Annotated in this window: 17 protein-coding genes; 5 read left to right on the forward strand and 12 right to left on the reverse strand. The window is 42.7% G+C overall.

Annotated features, from left to right (window positions below):
• Nucleotides 1–62: 62 nt before the first annotated feature.
• The 11 genes from EAH57_RS12590 to EAH57_RS12640 all read right to left on the reverse strand — a co-directional run bounded on the left by EAH57_RS12590 (nt 63) and on the right by EAH57_RS12640 (nt 8,855).
• Nucleotides 63–542 carry a DUF2846 domain-containing protein gene (locus tag EAH57_RS12590; protein WP_121930352.1) on the reverse strand — a complete coding sequence of 160 codons (480 nt, stop codon included), beginning with the start codon at nt 540–542 and terminating at the stop codon, nt 63–65.
• A gap of 137 nt (nt 543–679) precedes the next feature.
• Entirely contained in the window at nt 680–1,099 is a 420-nt protein-coding gene (locus EAH57_RS12595) for a F0F1 ATP synthase subunit epsilon (protein WP_004668114.1), read from the reverse strand.
• Nucleotides 1,100–1,126: 27 nt separating this feature from the next.
• Entirely contained in the window at nt 1,127–2,521 is a 1,395-nt protein-coding gene (atpD, locus tag EAH57_RS12600; RefSeq protein WP_004668113.1) for a F0F1 ATP synthase subunit beta, read from the reverse strand.
• A 30-nt stretch (nt 2,522–2,551) separates the two neighbouring features.
• The gene (gene atpG, locus EAH57_RS12605; RefSeq protein ID WP_121930353.1) at nt 2,552–3,421 is read right to left on the reverse strand and encodes a F0F1 ATP synthase subunit gamma; all 870 of its coding nucleotides are present in this window, start codon (nt 3,419–3,421) and stop codon (nt 2,552–2,554) included.
• A 77-nt stretch (nt 3,422–3,498) separates the two neighbouring features.
• Entirely contained in the window at nt 3,499–5,043 is a 1,545-nt protein-coding gene (gene atpA, locus EAH57_RS12610) for a F0F1 ATP synthase subunit alpha (RefSeq protein ID WP_121930354.1), read from the reverse strand.
• Nucleotides 5,044–5,085: 42 nt separating this feature from the next.
• Nucleotides 5,086–5,622 carry a F0F1 ATP synthase subunit delta gene (locus EAH57_RS12615; RefSeq protein WP_121930355.1) on the reverse strand — a complete coding sequence of 179 codons (537 nt, stop codon included), beginning with the start codon at nt 5,620–5,622 and terminating at the stop codon, nt 5,086–5,088.
• A gap of 11 nt (nt 5,623–5,633) precedes the next feature.
• Nucleotides 5,634–6,104, reverse strand: a complete 471-nt coding sequence (locus EAH57_RS12620; RefSeq protein ID WP_004668107.1) for a F0F1 ATP synthase subunit B — start codon at nt 6,102–6,104, stop codon at nt 5,634–5,636.
• A 39-nt stretch (nt 6,105–6,143) separates the two neighbouring features.
• Entirely contained in the window at nt 6,144–6,389 is a 246-nt protein-coding gene (gene atpE / locus EAH57_RS12625; protein ID WP_000424060.1) for a F0F1 ATP synthase subunit C, read from the reverse strand.
• Between the two features lie 82 nt (nt 6,390–6,471).
• On the reverse strand, nt 6,472–7,347 hold the full coding sequence (gene atpB / locus EAH57_RS12630; RefSeq protein WP_121930356.1) for a F0F1 ATP synthase subunit A: 876 nt from the start codon (nt 7,345–7,347) through the stop codon (nt 6,472–6,474).
• 99 nt (nt 7,348–7,446) lie between these two features.
• Nucleotides 7,447–7,845, reverse strand: a complete 399-nt coding sequence (locus EAH57_RS12635) for an ATP synthase subunit I (protein ID WP_121930357.1) — start codon at nt 7,843–7,845, stop codon at nt 7,447–7,449.
• 170 nt (nt 7,846–8,015) lie between these two features.
• The gene (locus EAH57_RS12640; protein ID WP_121930358.1) at nt 8,016–8,855 is read right to left on the reverse strand and encodes a metal ABC transporter solute-binding protein, Zn/Mn family; all 840 of its coding nucleotides are present in this window, start codon (nt 8,853–8,855) and stop codon (nt 8,016–8,018) included.
• Between the two features lie 258 nt (nt 8,856–9,113).
• Between EAH57_RS12640 and EAH57_RS12645 the strand changes: the two genes are divergently transcribed.
• Genes EAH57_RS12645 through znuB form a run of 3 tightly spaced genes read left to right on the forward strand, consistent with a single transcriptional unit; the run spans nt 9,114 to nt 11,185 of the window.
• On the forward strand, nt 9,114–9,611 hold the full coding sequence (locus tag EAH57_RS12645) for a transcriptional repressor (protein WP_121930359.1): 498 nt from the start codon (nt 9,114–9,116) through the stop codon (nt 9,609–9,611).
• Nucleotides 9,584–10,372, forward strand: a complete 789-nt coding sequence (znuC, locus tag EAH57_RS12650) for a zinc ABC transporter ATP-binding protein ZnuC (protein WP_121930360.1) — start codon at nt 9,584–9,586, stop codon at nt 10,370–10,372. Before EAH57_RS12645 ends, znuC begins: the two co-directional genes overlap by 28 nt.
• A 3-nt stretch (nt 10,373–10,375) precedes the next feature.
• The gene (gene znuB / locus EAH57_RS12655; RefSeq protein ID WP_121930361.1) at nt 10,376–11,185 is read left to right on the forward strand and encodes a zinc ABC transporter permease subunit ZnuB; all 810 of its coding nucleotides are present in this window, start codon (nt 10,376–10,378) and stop codon (nt 11,183–11,185) included.
• A gap of 10 nt (nt 11,186–11,195) precedes the next feature.
• Here the strand turns inward: znuB and EAH57_RS12660 are convergent, their stop codons facing one another.
• On the reverse strand, nt 11,196–11,822 hold the full coding sequence (locus EAH57_RS12660) for a LysE family transporter (protein ID WP_121930362.1): 627 nt from the start codon (nt 11,820–11,822) through the stop codon (nt 11,196–11,198).
• Nucleotides 11,823–11,983: 161 nt separating this feature from the next.
• On the opposite strand from EAH57_RS12660, the gene EAH57_RS12665 reads away from it, so the two are divergent.
• Both EAH57_RS12665 and argS read left to right on the forward strand, forming a co-directional pair.
• Nucleotides 11,984–12,904, forward strand: coding sequence for a Dyp-type peroxidase (locus EAH57_RS12665; protein ID WP_121930363.1), 921 nt, complete (start codon nt 11,984–11,986; stop codon nt 12,902–12,904).
• Nucleotides 12,905–13,074: 170 nt separating this feature from the next.
• Nucleotides 13,075–14,874: an arginine--tRNA ligase gene (gene argS, locus EAH57_RS12670; RefSeq protein ID WP_121930364.1), complete on the forward strand. Its 1,800-nt coding sequence runs from the start codon at nt 13,075–13,077 to the stop codon at nt 14,872–14,874.
• The last annotated feature ends 120 nt before the right edge of the window (nt 14,875–14,994 follow it).

The raw sequence follows: 14,994 nt of genomic DNA on the forward strand, positions 1-14,994 counted from the left end.
TTCTAATTCACCCAATTGAGAATAACAAAATAGAAGAATAGCCACCTTAAAGTGACGATTCGTTATTTCTTATCTAAACTAATCGTTGCTTTGCTACATTTACCAGACTGTGCAAATTGATATTCAGCAATTGCTTTTTTACCCGTCTGTTCATCGACTTGTTTTAGATTTGCTCCACCTGCTAACACTCCAGGTTTAATGTATTGTTGGATGAAATATTGTTTACCCGCTTCCGTCGTCAGTGCCAAATGGTTTGGTGAAAATTCCGACTCTGTAGAAACCGTATGTTTTTGATTACCCGTCACTTCTTTTAAGAAGAAGGTACCACGAGCCGTTTCGCCTAAACATTCGCCATCAATCCATACATCTTTTTTCAATGCAGCACCAACGATACTATTAGAGCGATAAACATAAATTGCGGCATTACCTTCAGTTGGAGCATCCAGTTTTTTTGCTTGTTGTGACAATTGCGGTGTTGCTTGAGGCACTGTAGCACAGCCAACAAATGCAAGACTAAGAACAGCAGGAAGTAAAATTTTCATTATGGTATTTCTCATTTGATTATATAATGCGTGACGCACTTTATATAAAAATGACAATTATTTAAATATTGTTTTTAAGTTATTTTTCCATAAAAAAAGCCACCTGACGGTGGCTTTTTTTAATCTCAAATCAACAATTACATTGCACGATTTTTGATTTTACGAATCGTTTCAAGCTGAGCTGCTGTTTCAGCAAGCGAAGCAAGTGCAGCAGCAGAGTCCAAATCACTCTTTTGATTCGCCAACAATTGTTCAGCTTGTTTACGAGCTTCCAAAATTGCTGCTTCATCTAAGTTGTCGGCACGGATTGCAGTATCTGCAAGCACGGTCACAACATGAGGTTGAACTTCTAACACGCCGCCTGATACATAAACAATTTCTTCTGTACCATTTTCCAACTGAACACGAATCGGTCCAGGCTGGAGTAAAGTTACAAGTGGAGCGTGCCCAGGTAAAATACCAAGCTCACCACCTGCACCTTTAGCGATCAACATCGTTACTGTGCCAGAGTAAATTGACTCATTCACACTTACGACATCACATTGCATCGTCGCCATGAGAACCTCCTAAATTAGAGTTGCTAATTAAAGTTTCTCGGCCTTAGCAATCACTTCGTCAATACCACCCACCATATAGAACGCTTGTTCTGGGATGTGATCGTATTCACCAGCTAATAGACCTTTAAAGCCACGAATGGTTTCTTTAAGCGATACTAATTTACCAGGTGCACCAGTGAACACTTCAGCAACGTGGAATGGTTGAGAGAAGAAACGTTGGATTTTACGCGCACGGTAAACAACCAATTTATCTTCTTCAGCCAATTCATCCATACCCAAGATCGCGATGATGTCTTTAAGCTCTTTATAACGTTGCAAAATGTTCTGTACAGAACGTGCAATTTCATAATGCTCTTGACCAACAACCAATGGGTCTAACTGACGTGAAGTTGAGTCAAGTGGATCGATCGCTGGATAAATACCAGAAGATGCGATGTCACGGCTCAATACAACTGTTGCATCTAAGTGAGCAAAGGTTGTTGCAGGCGATGGATCTGTCAAGTCATCGGCAGGTACGTATACTGCTTGGATCGATGTGATCGAACCCGTTTTAGTAGACGTAATACGCTCTTGAAGAACACCCATTTCTTCTGCAAGTGTCGGTTGGTAACCTACTGCAGATGGCATACGACCTAACAATGCTGATACTTCAGTACCCGCAAGTGTATAACGGTAAATGTTGTCGACGAATAATAATACGTCACGACCTTTACCATTTTCGTCTTTTTGATCACGGAAGTATTCAGCCATGGTCAAACCAGTCAACGCTACGCGTAAACGGTTACCCGGTGGCTCGTTCATCTGACCGTAGACCATTGCTACTTTGTCAAGAACGTTAGAATCTTTCATTTCGTGATAGAAGTCGTTACCTTCACGAGTACGCTCACCAACACCAGCAAACACAGATAAACCTGAGTGTGCTTTCGCGATGTTGTTGATCAACTCCATCATGTTAACGGTTTTACCAACACCGGCACCACCGAATAGACCAACTTTACCACCTTTCGCAAACGGGCAAAGTAAGTCAATGACTTTAATACCAGTTTCCAAAAGGTCAGTAGATGCAGCTTGGTCTGCATAAGAAGGAGCTTGACGATGAATCGGCAAACGCTCTTCTGTTGCAACAGGACCTGCTTCATCAATCGGGCGACCCAAAACGTCCATGATACGGCCAAGCGTTGCTGGACCCACAGGAACTGAAATCGGTGCATTTGTACTGGTTACAGTAAGACCACGTTTAAGACCTTCTGTAGAACCCATTGCGATGGTACGAACTACACCATCGCCAAGCTGTTGCTGAACTTCTAACGTAGTTTCAGTACCGTCAACTTGGAGAGCGTCATAGATCTTAGGAACGCTATTGCGCTCAAACTCGACGTCGATAACCGCGCCGATGATCTGAATGATACGACCGCTACTCATTGCTGTCTCCTCAATTCAAACTTAATAATGTTAAACGGCAGCGGCACCGCCAACGATCTCGGAAATTTCCTGAGTAATCGCGGCTTGACGCAGCTTGTTGTAAATGAGTTGTAGGTCTTTAATCAACTGCCCTGCGTTGTCGGTCGCTGCTTTCATTGCGACCATACGTGCAGATTGCTCACATGCGACGTTTTCAATCACACCTTGATAAACCATAGACTCGATATAGCGAACCAACAAACCATTTAACAATTCTTCTGCTTCTGGTTCGTAGATATAATCCCAACCATAAGTACGGTTGAGGTCATCGCTTTCTTCTGCTGATGCTAAAGGAACAAGTTGATCTACTTTAGGCTGTTGAGTCATAGCATTGACGAAACCATTTGAAACGAGATAGATACGATCTAATTCGCCTTTATCAAATGCATCAAGCATAACCTGAACTGAGCCAGTTAACTGTTCCAAACTCGGTGTATCACCAAGCTGGGTGGTCGCACCAAGCACTTTACCGCCGTAATTCTTAAAAAACGAAACCGCTTTTTGACCAATCAAAGCAAATTCAACTTCAATTGACTGCTGTTGTTGTGCTTTGACATGCTGCACAACTTTCTTGAACAAGTTAATGTTCAAGCCACCCGCCAAGCCACGATCTGAAGACACTACGATATAGCCAACGCGCTTTACAGGACGTTCAACCATATAACGGTGTTTATATTCAGGGTTTGCTTGTACCAAGTGAGCAATTACACGGCGCATATTATCGGCATACGGACGGCCCTGAGCCATGCGCTCTTGCGCACGACGCATTTTAGAAGCAGCTACCATTTGCATCGCGCGAGTAATCTTTTGCGTGCTCTTGATACTAGCTACTTTGGCGCGAATTTCTTTTAAATTTGCCATACGCTTAACCTAGTAGTCGAAAGCTCTTACGAGCTTCCGAAGGTTGATCCGTGAACCAAACTTAACTAAAGCTTAACTTAGTAAGTTTGAGTCGCTTTGAAGCTCTCAATACCTGCTTTGATTGCAGCTTCGATGTCTTTGTTATAATCACCAGTTTCATCGATCTGTTGCATTAACGCAGCTTTTTCAGAGCGGAAGTAAGAGATTAACGCAGCATCAAAGTCTACGATTTTCTTCACTTCTACGTCAGACATATAGCCTTCGTTAGATGCATAAACAGAAACAGCTTGGTCAGCAATTGAGTAAGGAGCATATTGTTTCTGCTTCATTAGCTCAGTTACACGTTGACCATGCTCAAGTTGCTTACGAGTTGCTTCATCAAGATCAGAAGCAAACTGAGCAAACGCAGCCAATTCACGGTATTGCGCTAAAGCAGTACGGATACCGCCAGACAATTTTTTGATGATCTTCGTTTGAGCAGAACCACCAACACGCGATACAGAGATACCCGCGTTCACAGCAGGACGAATACCTGCGTTGAATAATGATGTTTCTAAGAAGATCTGACCGTCAGTAATCGAAATTACGTTGGTTGGTACGAATGCAGATACGTCACCCGCTTGAGTTTCAATAATCGGTAAAGCCGTTAAAGAACCAGTTTGACCTGTTACTGCACCGTTTGTGAATTTCTCAACATACGCAGCTGAAACGCGCGAAGCACGCTCAAGAAGACGTGAGTGAAGATAGAATACGTCACCTGGATATGCTTCACGACCTGGTGGACGACGTAAAAGTAATGAAATTTGACGATAAGCAACTGCTTGCTTAGACAAATCATCATAAATAATTAACGCATCTTCACCACGATCACGGAAGTATTCACCCATTGTACAGCCAGAATACGGAGCTAAATACTGCATTGCTGCAGGATCAGCGGCCGCAGCTGCGACAACAGTTGTATACGCCATAGCGCCAGTTTCTTCTAGCTTACGTACTACGTTTGCAATTGTTGATTGTTTTTGACCAATCGCAACGTAAACACATTTAATGCCAGAGTTTTTCTGAGCGATGATCGCATCGATCGCCATTGCTGTTTTACCAGTTTGACGGTCACCAATAATCAACTCACGCTGACCACGACCCACAGGAATCATGGTATCCACTGATTTATAACCAGTTTGAACAGGTTCGTCGACAGATTGACGCCAAATTACACCTGGTGCTACTTTTTCAACAGCATCAGTCATTTTTGCATCAATTGGGCCTTTGCCATCAATTGGGTTACCCAAAGCATCTACTACACGGCCAAGAAGTTCAGGACCAACCGGAACTTCTAATACACGACCTGTACAACGAGCTTTTTGACCTTCTTGAAGGCTTAGGTAGTTACCTAAAACAACGGCACCCACTGAATCCTGTTCTAGGTTCAGTGCCATACCAAATAAGCCGCCGTCGAATTCGATCATTTCACCGTACATTGCATCTGCAAGACCGTGAATACGCACGATACCGTCAGATACCATGACGATGGTACCTTCATTCTTAGCGGTCGCGCTGGTGTCCAGATCGCCGATACGCTGTTTAATGAGCGCACTGATCTCGGATGGATTCAGTTGTTGCATTGCGCTATTCCTCAATCTTTTTTAAGTTCAGTCTTTTTGCTGTTAGGCAAGAAGACGAGTCCGCATTTTTTCAAGCTTGTTAAGCGCAGAGTCATCTATCACTTGGTCGCCTGCACGAATCACAACACCTGCGATGAGCGATGGATCAACGTTCACAGTAACATGTACTGTTCTATTAAAACGTTTTTCTAACGCATGAGCTAAAATATGCTCTTGTTTCGCATCCATTGGAAAAGCAGATTCGATCTGTACTTCCAATGTGTTGTTGCTCTGCGATTTAAGTAGTTCGTATTCTGCCGCAATTTCAGGTAACAGTATTAAACGATCATTATCTGCAAGCAGTGTCAAAAAATTCGACACGGATTGAGTCTGATCTTCACCTAAAATCTTAGCAAAAAGACCTACCTGCTCCGCAGGAGTCAGCTCAGGACGATTTAAATAAGCGGAAAATGCCTCATCTTGCACCGCAGCACTGAGCAGCTGTAACGCATTTGACCAAGAGTCAGTTGCATTCTGCTCAGATGCATAAGCAAATGCTGCCTTAGCGTATGGGCGTGCCAACGTCAAGAATTCAGCCATATTTCCCTCGCTTAAAGTTTAGCAGCCAGCTGAGTCAGCATGGCATTATGAGCTTCTGCGTCAACTTGCTGGTTCAGAATTTTCTCTGCACCATCAACTGCCAAGGCAGCAACTTGTTGACGTAATTCTTCGCGAGCAGCATTGATGTCTTGATCAACAGTTTCTTTCGCCTGTTGACGAATACGTTCACCTTCAGCCGCAGCTTGGGTACGCGCTTCTTCGATCAATTGCGCTGCACGACGGTTCGCTTGTTCAATCAATTGAGCCGCTTGTGCTTTTGCTGCGTCGATCTCTTGCTTCACTTGTGATTGTGCATCAGCAAGGTCAGCTTTCGCTTTTTCAGCAGCATTTAAGCCATCAGCAATTTTGCGCTGACGCTCACTAATTGCATTGATTAATGGTGGCCAAACAAACTTCATACAGAATGCGACAAATACCGCAAATGCAATCGCTTGGCCAATCAATGTGAGGTTGATATTCATTTCGCTATTCCTCAATATGTGGATTTAGGAATTAAGCTATTAACCTACAAATGGATTAGCGAAGATGAAGAACAAGCCAATACCAACACCGATCATAGGCACAGCATCAAGAAGACCCGCGATTAAGAACATACGAGTTTGAAGTTGTGGAGCCAATTCTGGTTGACGAGCTACAGCTTCTAAGAAGCGGCCACCTAAAAGACCGAAACCAATCGCAGTACCTAAAGCACCGAAAGCGATCAAGATAGCAGATGCAATTGCAACTAGACCTAAAGTGAGTTCCATGAAAAATTCCTCAGAGGTTAGGTTATTACCAAATTAAACTAAAATTTAAGCCCAACCATCAACTGATGATCAGGCAATACCATTAATGCTTTTCGCTTGCCATGCTCAAGTAAACGATGGTCAGCATCATAAAGATAAATGCTTGCAACGTGATTACTAGAATGTGGAAAATAGCCCAAGGCACAGATAATGCCCACTGGATCCAGAACGGTAATAATGCGATCAAGATGAAGATCAACTCACCCGCATACATATTACCGAACAGTCGTAAAGCCAACGAAACTGGACGAGCAAGGAAAGTTACTAATTCCAAAATCAAGTTCACTGGAATCAATAACGCTTTTGCAAATTTATTACTTGGGTTGAATGGGTTAAGTGCCAATTCACCGACGAAACCGCCGATCCCTTTCTCACGAATACTATAAAATAAGATCAAAGCAAATACAGACAAAGACATACCTAAAGTAATGTTAGGGTCAGTAGATGGTACAATCTTGAAGTAAACGTGGTGAGGGTCCATACCAAATACGCTTGCACCAATCTGTTGAGCGAGGAATGGAATCCAGTCAACAGGGATTAAATCCATTAAGTTCATGAGGAAAATCCACACGAAAATGGTTAATGCCAATGGCGCAATTAAACGCGATTTGCCGTGGAAAGTATCACGAACACTTGAGTCCACAAACTCGATAATCATTTCAATTGCAGACTGGAATTTTGTTGGTACACCTGCATTTGCAGCTTTCGCAACGATCCAGAACATTAAGCAAAAAATGATGCCAAGTCCGATAGACCAACCCATTGAATCCAAGTGAATTGCAGTGAACCCCATCGATTGAGCTTCTTCAGCAGTCTCAGCCAACTTCCATGAGCCGTCTGGCATTTTGCCATAGGTCATATTGGTCAAGTGATGCTTGATATACTCGGTCGAAGTCAGGGCATGTTCTTCAGCAGCCATAAATCACACCTGGTCAATGTCAATCATTAAAAGAAGGGCAATGAATATTGCGAACTGCGAATATCTCACGCTACCCTCCAAAAATCTCAAAAAAGTGTCTTACACTTGTTTTTGCAGACGTGTCACCCAAAATGGTGCAACCCACGACATTGCTTGAACAAGGATAAATCCACCAAACAATGCAACCGGTGATAGTGGTTCAACATTGTTTAAAATTAAAATAAAACCCACGATCACAATTGCAAACTTGCCGAGTATTCCTCGATACATGTTGAGCATGACTTGTTTTGATGCTCTTGCGCCCGCCGCTCTAAACGACTGCCAAGCAAAATAACAGTGTGCTAGCCAACAAACCGAAGCCCCAAGCGCTGCACTCATCGCAGCAGTTATATCTTTCATCATCCATGCCAGCAAAGCTGCAATTGGAATCATACATGCTTGTAAGAAGACCAAAGCTTTTGCCAATCGTCGGTCAATCAATCGACTAGTCCGGCTCATTTTTTATCCACTCACAACATAACTGCTTGACAAGTTTTATTACGGATCGTTTCGAATCGCAGGCATTATAGAGTTACACCCCTGAACATGCAATCTTTTCTCGACCTAAGTCTGGTTTTTTCGTTACCATATTTTCTGACGATAGAGTCAACGCTTTTTTAATTTTCTGATCAATTTTGGGCACTTAATACACATTTATCGGTTTTTGCAGCCAATTTCTTCCAAGCAGCGATAAAATTGTCCTCACCATTCATACTTTCATCAACAGATTCAAAAATGATGGGATTCAGTCTTCTGTACTGACTACTGCTGGCTGAAATTTCAGCCAATAAACACATTTGTGTCTTTGGTCGACTGTCTTTTAAGTACTTAATTTGTGCAGCTGTCGGTGCAATATGTGGGTCATTCGTTAACGCACCTGCAAACTTTAAATTCAATGCGCGTTCCAAGTATTGATAAGCATCATGGTATGACCAATAAGGTTTGGCTTTATTACTCCCCTCATACTGCTGGGCAGCTTGTCGCATTTTTTGTGCGAAATCTCTAGCATTGGCCAAATATTTGGCTTTATTTTCAGGGTGCTGCTGTGAACGTAATGTTGCGATAAAAAAAGCAATACGTACTGCATTATTTGGTTCCAACCAAACATGGCTGTCAATGGTATTTTCCAGAGACGCACCACGTAAATTACGTTGCGGCAATATCGTTAAGAGACCCATATCTAAGAGTGCGACGGCTTTACGATTTTGATGTAGCAATCTCTCTAATGGCGCTTCGTGTGCTTTTCCAAGCCACACCACCAAAGAAGCCTCTTGAATTGCTTTACGATGTGCTGGTGTGAGTTGCACATCATGCCCCGTTTGATCACTCAGTAAAAGTACTGGGGTTTCTATCCCATTGGTGACTTCTTTTGCAATCAGATAAATTGGATGTGTTGACACGACCAAACTTTGTGTCCAGCCCCATGTGCTTAACATTGAAAACGAGACAAACAGAAAAAGGCGCAACATCACAACACTACTCAACTTAGCAAAGCATGTTATAATATAACAAAAGTTAAAAAATACCTATGTCTATTTTATCTTCTTAACGTCATTCCTTGCTTGGATGACTTATATAGTTAGTTCCAAATGAATTGCATGTTATGATATACGGTCCGTTGACATTTCACAGATACTTAGCACGCTCATCTACAGCACAAGGTATTTGGTTAGTTAAAGTTATCCGTGATAGATCAACCGATTCAAGGCAAACAATGAGGTCCATTTATGAGTTCTTGCTCACATGAACATGACAACGCTTTACACGGTGTTCATGGTCATCATGATATTAAAGCTCGACTCGCAGAAGCAGAACTTTTATGTGCTGCAACTGGCGCTCGACTAACTCCTCTACGTAAAGAAGTCCTTGAACTGATATTAAATGCATCCGCACCCATGGGTGCTTATGATTTGTTGGCCAAAATTAAAGGTCAAGCAGATCGTCCTGCTGCACCACCGACGGTATATAGAACCCTGGATTTTCTATTAGAAAAAGGTTTGATCCATCGTTTAACGTCTATTAACGCCTATATTCCTTGTTGCCATCCTCGTGAAGGACATCAAGCTGCATTTTTAATCTGCACGGAATGCCGCTCTGTCAAAGAGGCTTCCGCACAAGGGCTGCTTCAGCAACTTGATCAACTTGCAACCTCCGATCAGTTTTCTGCTCAACACAGCATCATTGAAATTTCTGGAAAATGTCATCAGTGCAGCACATCGCAGTAAGCTCTCCCCTCATCCAGCTTGAAAATATCTCTGTTCAACGTGATGAGCGTGTTATTTTGAGAAATGTGGATTTTGCATTACAAGCAAAAGAAATTGTCACGCTGATTGGCCCAAATGGTGCTGGTAAGTCAACCCTTATTAAAGTGCTACTGGGCATCATGTCTCCAAATAAAGGCAAAGTTCACTTTGCTAAAAAACTTAAGATGGCCTATGTTCCACAGAAGTTCAATCCATCGGCCAGTCTACCGTTACGTGTCCAAGACTTACTTGATTTAGAAGTCTGTGCAGCACATTTGCGCCAAGAAATCATAGCGGATACTGGCATACAGCAATTGCAACATTCCAAAGTACAACAGCTCTCAGGCGGTGAACGCCAACGCGTGTTACTGGCGCGTGCTTTATTGCGTCAACCTGATATTTTAGTGTTGGATGAACCGATGCAAGGCTTAGATATTCAATCTGAAGCCGAACTGTATGAATATGTCCGCAGCTTGCCCGAGCGATATAGTTGTGCCGTACTCATGGTTTCACATGACTTACAATGGGTCATGCAAGGGACACATCGTGTGGTGTGCCTCAATAAACACATCTGTTGTAGTGGCTTGCCTGAAAGCATTCAACAGCATCCTGAGTACCAAGCTATTTTTGGGACACAACGGATGTTCTATCAGCACCATCACGATGATTGTGGGCATAGCGATCACGTAGAACCATGTACACATGATCCACGCCCTCACATCCACCCTGAACCAAAGGTCTAAGCAATGATGGAATGGTTACAACTACTATTACCTGCTTGGATTATGGGCACGCTGCTTGTATTTCTGACTGCACCATTGGGTTGCCTCATGTTGTGGCGCAGAATGTCTTTCTTCGCTGATACCATGGCTCATGGCACCTTATTAGGAGTCGCAATTGCAGGTATCCTGAATTTACCTTTTTGGTTGGGGGTGGCTTGTTTAGCTGCATTGTTGGTTGCAATTTTATGGATACTGCACGATTCGCGCTTACCCAATGATGCGCTGCTTGCTTTGTGCTCAGCCACACTACTGTGTTCAGGTTTATTACTCATCCAACAAATTCCAAGCTTACGGCCAGAACTATTAAGCTATCTGTTTGGTGATTTACTCAGTGTCGGATGGACTGAATTACCAATATTTGCTGCGGTGATTGCAGCTTCAATGGTGGTGCTGTATCGCTCATGGTCCGCACAAATTCAAATTGCGGTAGACCCAGATGTGGCGATGAGTGAAGGCGTAAATGCGAACTGGCAACGTCTGATTTTCATGTTATTACTGGCATTGTTTACCGTACTGGCATTACGTGCAGTCGGTTCATTACTGATGGGTGCCTTATTAGTCATCCCTGCGCTAAGCGCCCGCTTACTGGCACATTCCCCTAAACAAATGGTGATTTGGGCATTTATATTGGCTCAATTCGGCATCACTGTAGGCTTATGGTCAAGTGCCGCACTGAACATTGCCACGGGTTTAAGTATTGTCTTATGTATGGCACTTTGCTTTGCGCTGATTTTCACGGCACAAAAAGTACTTCCACACATCAAAACAAACTAGCGATGCGTTGTTAATTAGATTGTTGGATAACCCCAAGCAACAACGCTGCGCAACTAAACATGACTGCAAAACTCCGATTTAAGTATTTCTGTTGTTTTGCCGAACGTAATAATCTCAATACCTTCGCGGCTAATCCTGTATAGCCTGCCATCACGATTAGGTCGATTGTCACCATCGTGATCGCCATAATCAGATATTGTAACCATTGTGGTCGACTTAAATCTAAAAACTGCGGCAGCACTGCTAATAGAAATACAATGGCTTTAGGATTGCTCATATTGACGACAAATCCCTTAAACACCAAAACTGAAGCAGACTTATGGCTGTCTTCTTGTTTAATTTCAACCATCTGCACAGGTGCGACCCATTGTGAATAAGCCAAGTAAAGCAAATACAAGACACCAAACCATTTCACCACCTGAAAAGCCCACGGTGTCGTCGCAAAAAGTACCCCAACACCAGCGGCAACAATCATAATCTGGATCAGTAACGCAATTTGCAGTCCGATAACATTCCAATACCCATGCCTAAACCCATGATTTAGACCACTCGACATTGACACAATTGCCCCCGCACCAGGAGAAATGCTAATCACCCAGCAAGCCAGCATAAACGTGAACCAGACTTGAAAAGACATAGGAATACTAAAGAAATAAAAGGTGGAATTATATCGTTTTATTTTGCCATGATTGCATCATTTAAAACCACAAAAAATGAATAAATAAACTTTTATGCCCCCTCAACATCAGGCACAATGATTTCTTTTTTTGCCGCCTTAAAATGACTAAGGAGATCTTAATGGCTGCTCAATCTGTCATTCTTCCACTACCTTCTGATCATGCGCGTTTTATTGTTCTCCGTTTAAAAGATTTAACGATCGCTGAATTAAAACAACAAATTTCAGCGCTGCTTTTAACTCGTGATCGCTTGATTACTCAACACCCAGATGCTCAGATCAAAACTGCAATAGCCTTCGGCCCTGAACTGTGGCCTAAATTACATGCACAAATGCCAGAAGGGTTTAAGCAACTCGACCCACAGCAAGGGGCTTTCAATATGCCGGTCGTGCCTGCCGATGTGTTTATTCACATTGCCAGTGCACGTGCAGATTTATGTTTTGCGATGAGCCAATCTTTTTTTGCAGACATTCAAGATAAGGTTGAGGTACTCGATGAGCGCGCTTGCTTCCGTCAATTTGATGGTCGTGATTTAACTGGCTTTATTGATGGAACTGAAAATCCACAATTCCCCGATGATCGTGCCGAAGCAACGTTGCTACCCGAATCAGCCGGTATCTTCCAAGAGGGTAGTTTTATTTTCGCACAACGTTATGTCCACGATTTAGCGAAATGGCAACAACTGAAAGTCGATGCACAAGAGCATGTCATGGGACGCACCAAGCTTGAATCCATCGAGCTAGACGATGAGACTAAGCCTGAAAATGCTCATGTTGCTCGTACAGTGGTTGAGGATGATGAAGGCGAGGAAATGGAAATCTTGCGTCACAGCTTGCCTTATGGCGATGGAAAAGGTGAACAAGGCTTATTCTTTGTCGCGTATACCAAAAATTTAAGTATTATTGACGCGATGCTAAAACGCATGTTTGGTACAGCAGGTGATGGTATTCATGACCGTTTACTGCACTTCACAACGGCTGTGGATGGTGCTTATTATTTTGCGCCAAGTGATGCATTGCTAGAACAAATTTTGGAAGATTAAAACCGCAAGGTGCTATGCCATTGGCTGGTGTAGCACCTTTATAAATGCCACCAAACAAAGTACTTAAAAAAGATTGATCGGAATATGTGAATTCCCTGCGTAGACTCTCCCCTTAAGCCATCAAAATTTGCTATATTTAACGTTTTTCCGCGACATTTATTTCGGTAACTATGAATACGGCAATACAAGCAGCTCTTGATCATGCGGTACAATCCCTTCAACAACAAGGTGTACTCCCTTCAGATTGGACAAACACGAGCCATTTAACCCGTACCAAAGACCGAAGTCACGGAGACTTTGCTTCCAATATTGCCATGATCGGCTCTAAAGCGGCAGGCATGAAGCCACGTGATCTTGCTGAAAAGATTTTAGCAGCACTGCCTGAAGTCGCTGACATTAACAAAGCAGAAATTGCTGGTCCTGGTTTTATTAACTTCTTTTTAAATGCAGACCAACGCTTTGCTGTGCTCGATCAGATTCATGCACAAAAAGATCAATACGGTCGCAGCCAAGCCAATGCAGCCAAAAAAATTCAAGTCGAGTTTGTGTCTGCAAACCCAACTTCTAGCCTACATGTTGGACATGGCCGTGGTGCAGCGTATGGCATGACGGTTGCAAACTTACTAGAAGCCACTGGCGCTCAAGTTGACCGCGAATATTACGTCAATGATGCTGGCCGTCAAATGGATATTTTGGCGACTTCAACGTATTTACGTTATTTAGAACTTACTGGCCAAACACTGGTATTCCCTAAAAACGCTTATCAAGGCGACTACGTCAAAGAAATCGCACAAAGTATTATTGACCAAGATGGTGATGCGCACGTTCGTCCAGTCGCTGACATCTATAAAGATGTACCAGAAGACGTTCAATACGCAGAAGAATTAGATGCCGAAGGTAACAAAGTCGTGCTTTCGGGTGACAAAGAGAAACACATCGATGGTTTAATCGCAAACTCACAACAACAGTTAGCTGAAGGTTATCGCGTTTTCCATCAGGCAGCATTACATGCCATTTTAGATGACATCAAAGATGATCTTGCTGACTTCGGTGTAACCTTTGATGAATGGTTTAGCGAAGCATCATTGGCGGACAAGATTGATGAAGCACTTGCAACCTTAGATCAACGTGGCTTCCTCTATGAACAAGATGGCAACATCTGGTTTAAATCAACTGAATTTGGTGATGAAAAAGACCGTGTTGTAAAGCGTCGCAATGGTCAAACCACTTACTTTGCATCAGACATTGCCTACCACCTCAATAAATTACAACGTGGTTATACTGACCTGATTGATATTTGGGGTTCAGACCACCACGGTTATATCTCTCGTGTGAAAGCGGCGATTGATGCGATGGGTTATGACTCAAAGAAGTTAACCGTTCTTTTGGTTCAGTTCGTCAGCTTATGGCGTGGTGGCGAGATGGTACAAATGTCATCTCGTTCAGGCCAGTTCGTAACTTTGCGTGATTTACGTAAAGAAGTTGGCAATGACGCTGCGCGTTTCTACTACGTGATGCGTAAATCTGAGCAACACATTGACTTTGACTTAGACCTTGCGGTTTCACAAAGTAAAGACAATGCGGTGTATTACATTCAATATGCATATGCACGTGTGAACAGTATTGTGAATCGCGCTAAAGAAAAAGGCATTGCATTTGATGTGACATCTGCACGACAGGTTGCTGATCTTTTGACTTTAGATACTGAAACTGAAATTCTCGCGAAATTAGCAGCTTATCCTGAAATTGTGGTGCGAGCTGCTAATGTCTGTGAACCACATCAAATTGGTAACTATCTTAAAGATTTAGCTGCGCTATTCCATGGTTGGTATGCACAAGATGGTGTGAAGTTTGTAGATGAAACAAATATTCCATTATCACAAGCCCGCTTATTGTTATCAATAAACGTACAGCAAGTGATTCGAAATGGTTTAACATTACTAGGTGTGTCCGCTCCTGAGACAATGTAAATAGCAAAGCAACGCTCTTACACAACAGTGGATAAAATACAGTAAACAAAGCATTATTTTAATTATAATGCTTTGTTTCCCAAAAGATTCAAGCTAGAAATAACATAATAGAATCAAGAG

The sequence above is a fragment of the Acinetobacter sp. 2JN-4 genome (assembly GCF_003687745.1).
Taxonomy (GTDB): Bacteria; Pseudomonadota; Gammaproteobacteria; order Pseudomonadales; family Moraxellaceae; genus Acinetobacter; species Acinetobacter halotolerans.

Bases quoted from the DNA above. Each gene is read 5' to 3' on its own strand.
- EAH57_RS12590 (WP_121930352.1), bottom strand. From the start codon at position 542: ATGAAAATTTTACTTCCTGCTGTTCTTAGTCTTGCATTTGTTGGCTGT.
- EAH57_RS12595 (WP_004668114.1), bottom strand. From the start codon at position 1,099: ATGGCGACGATGCAATGTGATGTCGTAAGTGTGAATGAGTCAATTTAC.
- atpD (WP_004668113.1), bottom strand. From the start codon at position 2,521: ATGAGTAGCGGTCGTATCATTCAGATCATCGGCGCGGTTATCGACGTC.
- atpG (WP_121930353.1), bottom strand. From the start codon at position 3,421: ATGGCAAATTTAAAAGAAATTCGCGCCAAAGTAGCTAGTATCAAGAGC.
- atpA (WP_121930354.1), bottom strand. From the start codon at position 5,043: ATGCAACAACTGAATCCATCCGAGATCAGTGCGCTCATTAAACAGCGT.
- EAH57_RS12615 (WP_121930355.1), bottom strand. From the start codon at position 5,622: ATGGCTGAATTCTTGACGTTGGCACGCCCATACGCTAAGGCAGCATTT.
- EAH57_RS12620 (WP_004668107.1), bottom strand. From the start codon at position 6,104: ATGAATATCAACCTCACATTGATTGGCCAAGCGATTGCATTTGCGGTA.
- atpE (WP_000424060.1), bottom strand. From the start codon at position 6,389: ATGGAACTCACTTTAGGTCTAGTTGCAATTGCATCTGCTATCTTGATC.
- atpB (WP_121930356.1), bottom strand. From the start codon at position 7,347: ATGGCTGCTGAAGAACATGCCCTGACTTCGACCGAGTATATCAAGCAT.
- EAH57_RS12635 (WP_121930357.1), bottom strand. From the start codon at position 7,845: ATGAGCCGGACTAGTCGATTGATTGACCGACGATTGGCAAAAGCTTTG.
- EAH57_RS12640 (WP_121930358.1), bottom strand. From the start codon at position 8,855: ATGTTGCGCCTTTTTCTGTTTGTCTCGTTTTCAATGTTAAGCACATGG.
- EAH57_RS12645 (WP_121930359.1), top strand. From the start codon at position 9,114: ATGAGTTCTTGCTCACATGAACATGACAACGCTTTACACGGTGTTCAT.
- znuC (WP_121930360.1), top strand. From the start codon at position 9,584: ATGTCATCAGTGCAGCACATCGCAGTAAGCTCTCCCCTCATCCAGCTT.
- znuB (WP_121930361.1), top strand. From the start codon at position 10,376: ATGATGGAATGGTTACAACTACTATTACCTGCTTGGATTATGGGCACG.
- EAH57_RS12660 (WP_121930362.1), bottom strand. From the start codon at position 11,822: ATGTCTTTTCAAGTCTGGTTCACGTTTATGCTGGCTTGCTGGGTGATT.
- EAH57_RS12665 (WP_121930363.1), top strand. From the start codon at position 11,984: ATGGCTGCTCAATCTGTCATTCTTCCACTACCTTCTGATCATGCGCGT.
- argS (WP_121930364.1), top strand. From the start codon at position 13,075: ATGAATACGGCAATACAAGCAGCTCTTGATCATGCGGTACAATCCCTT.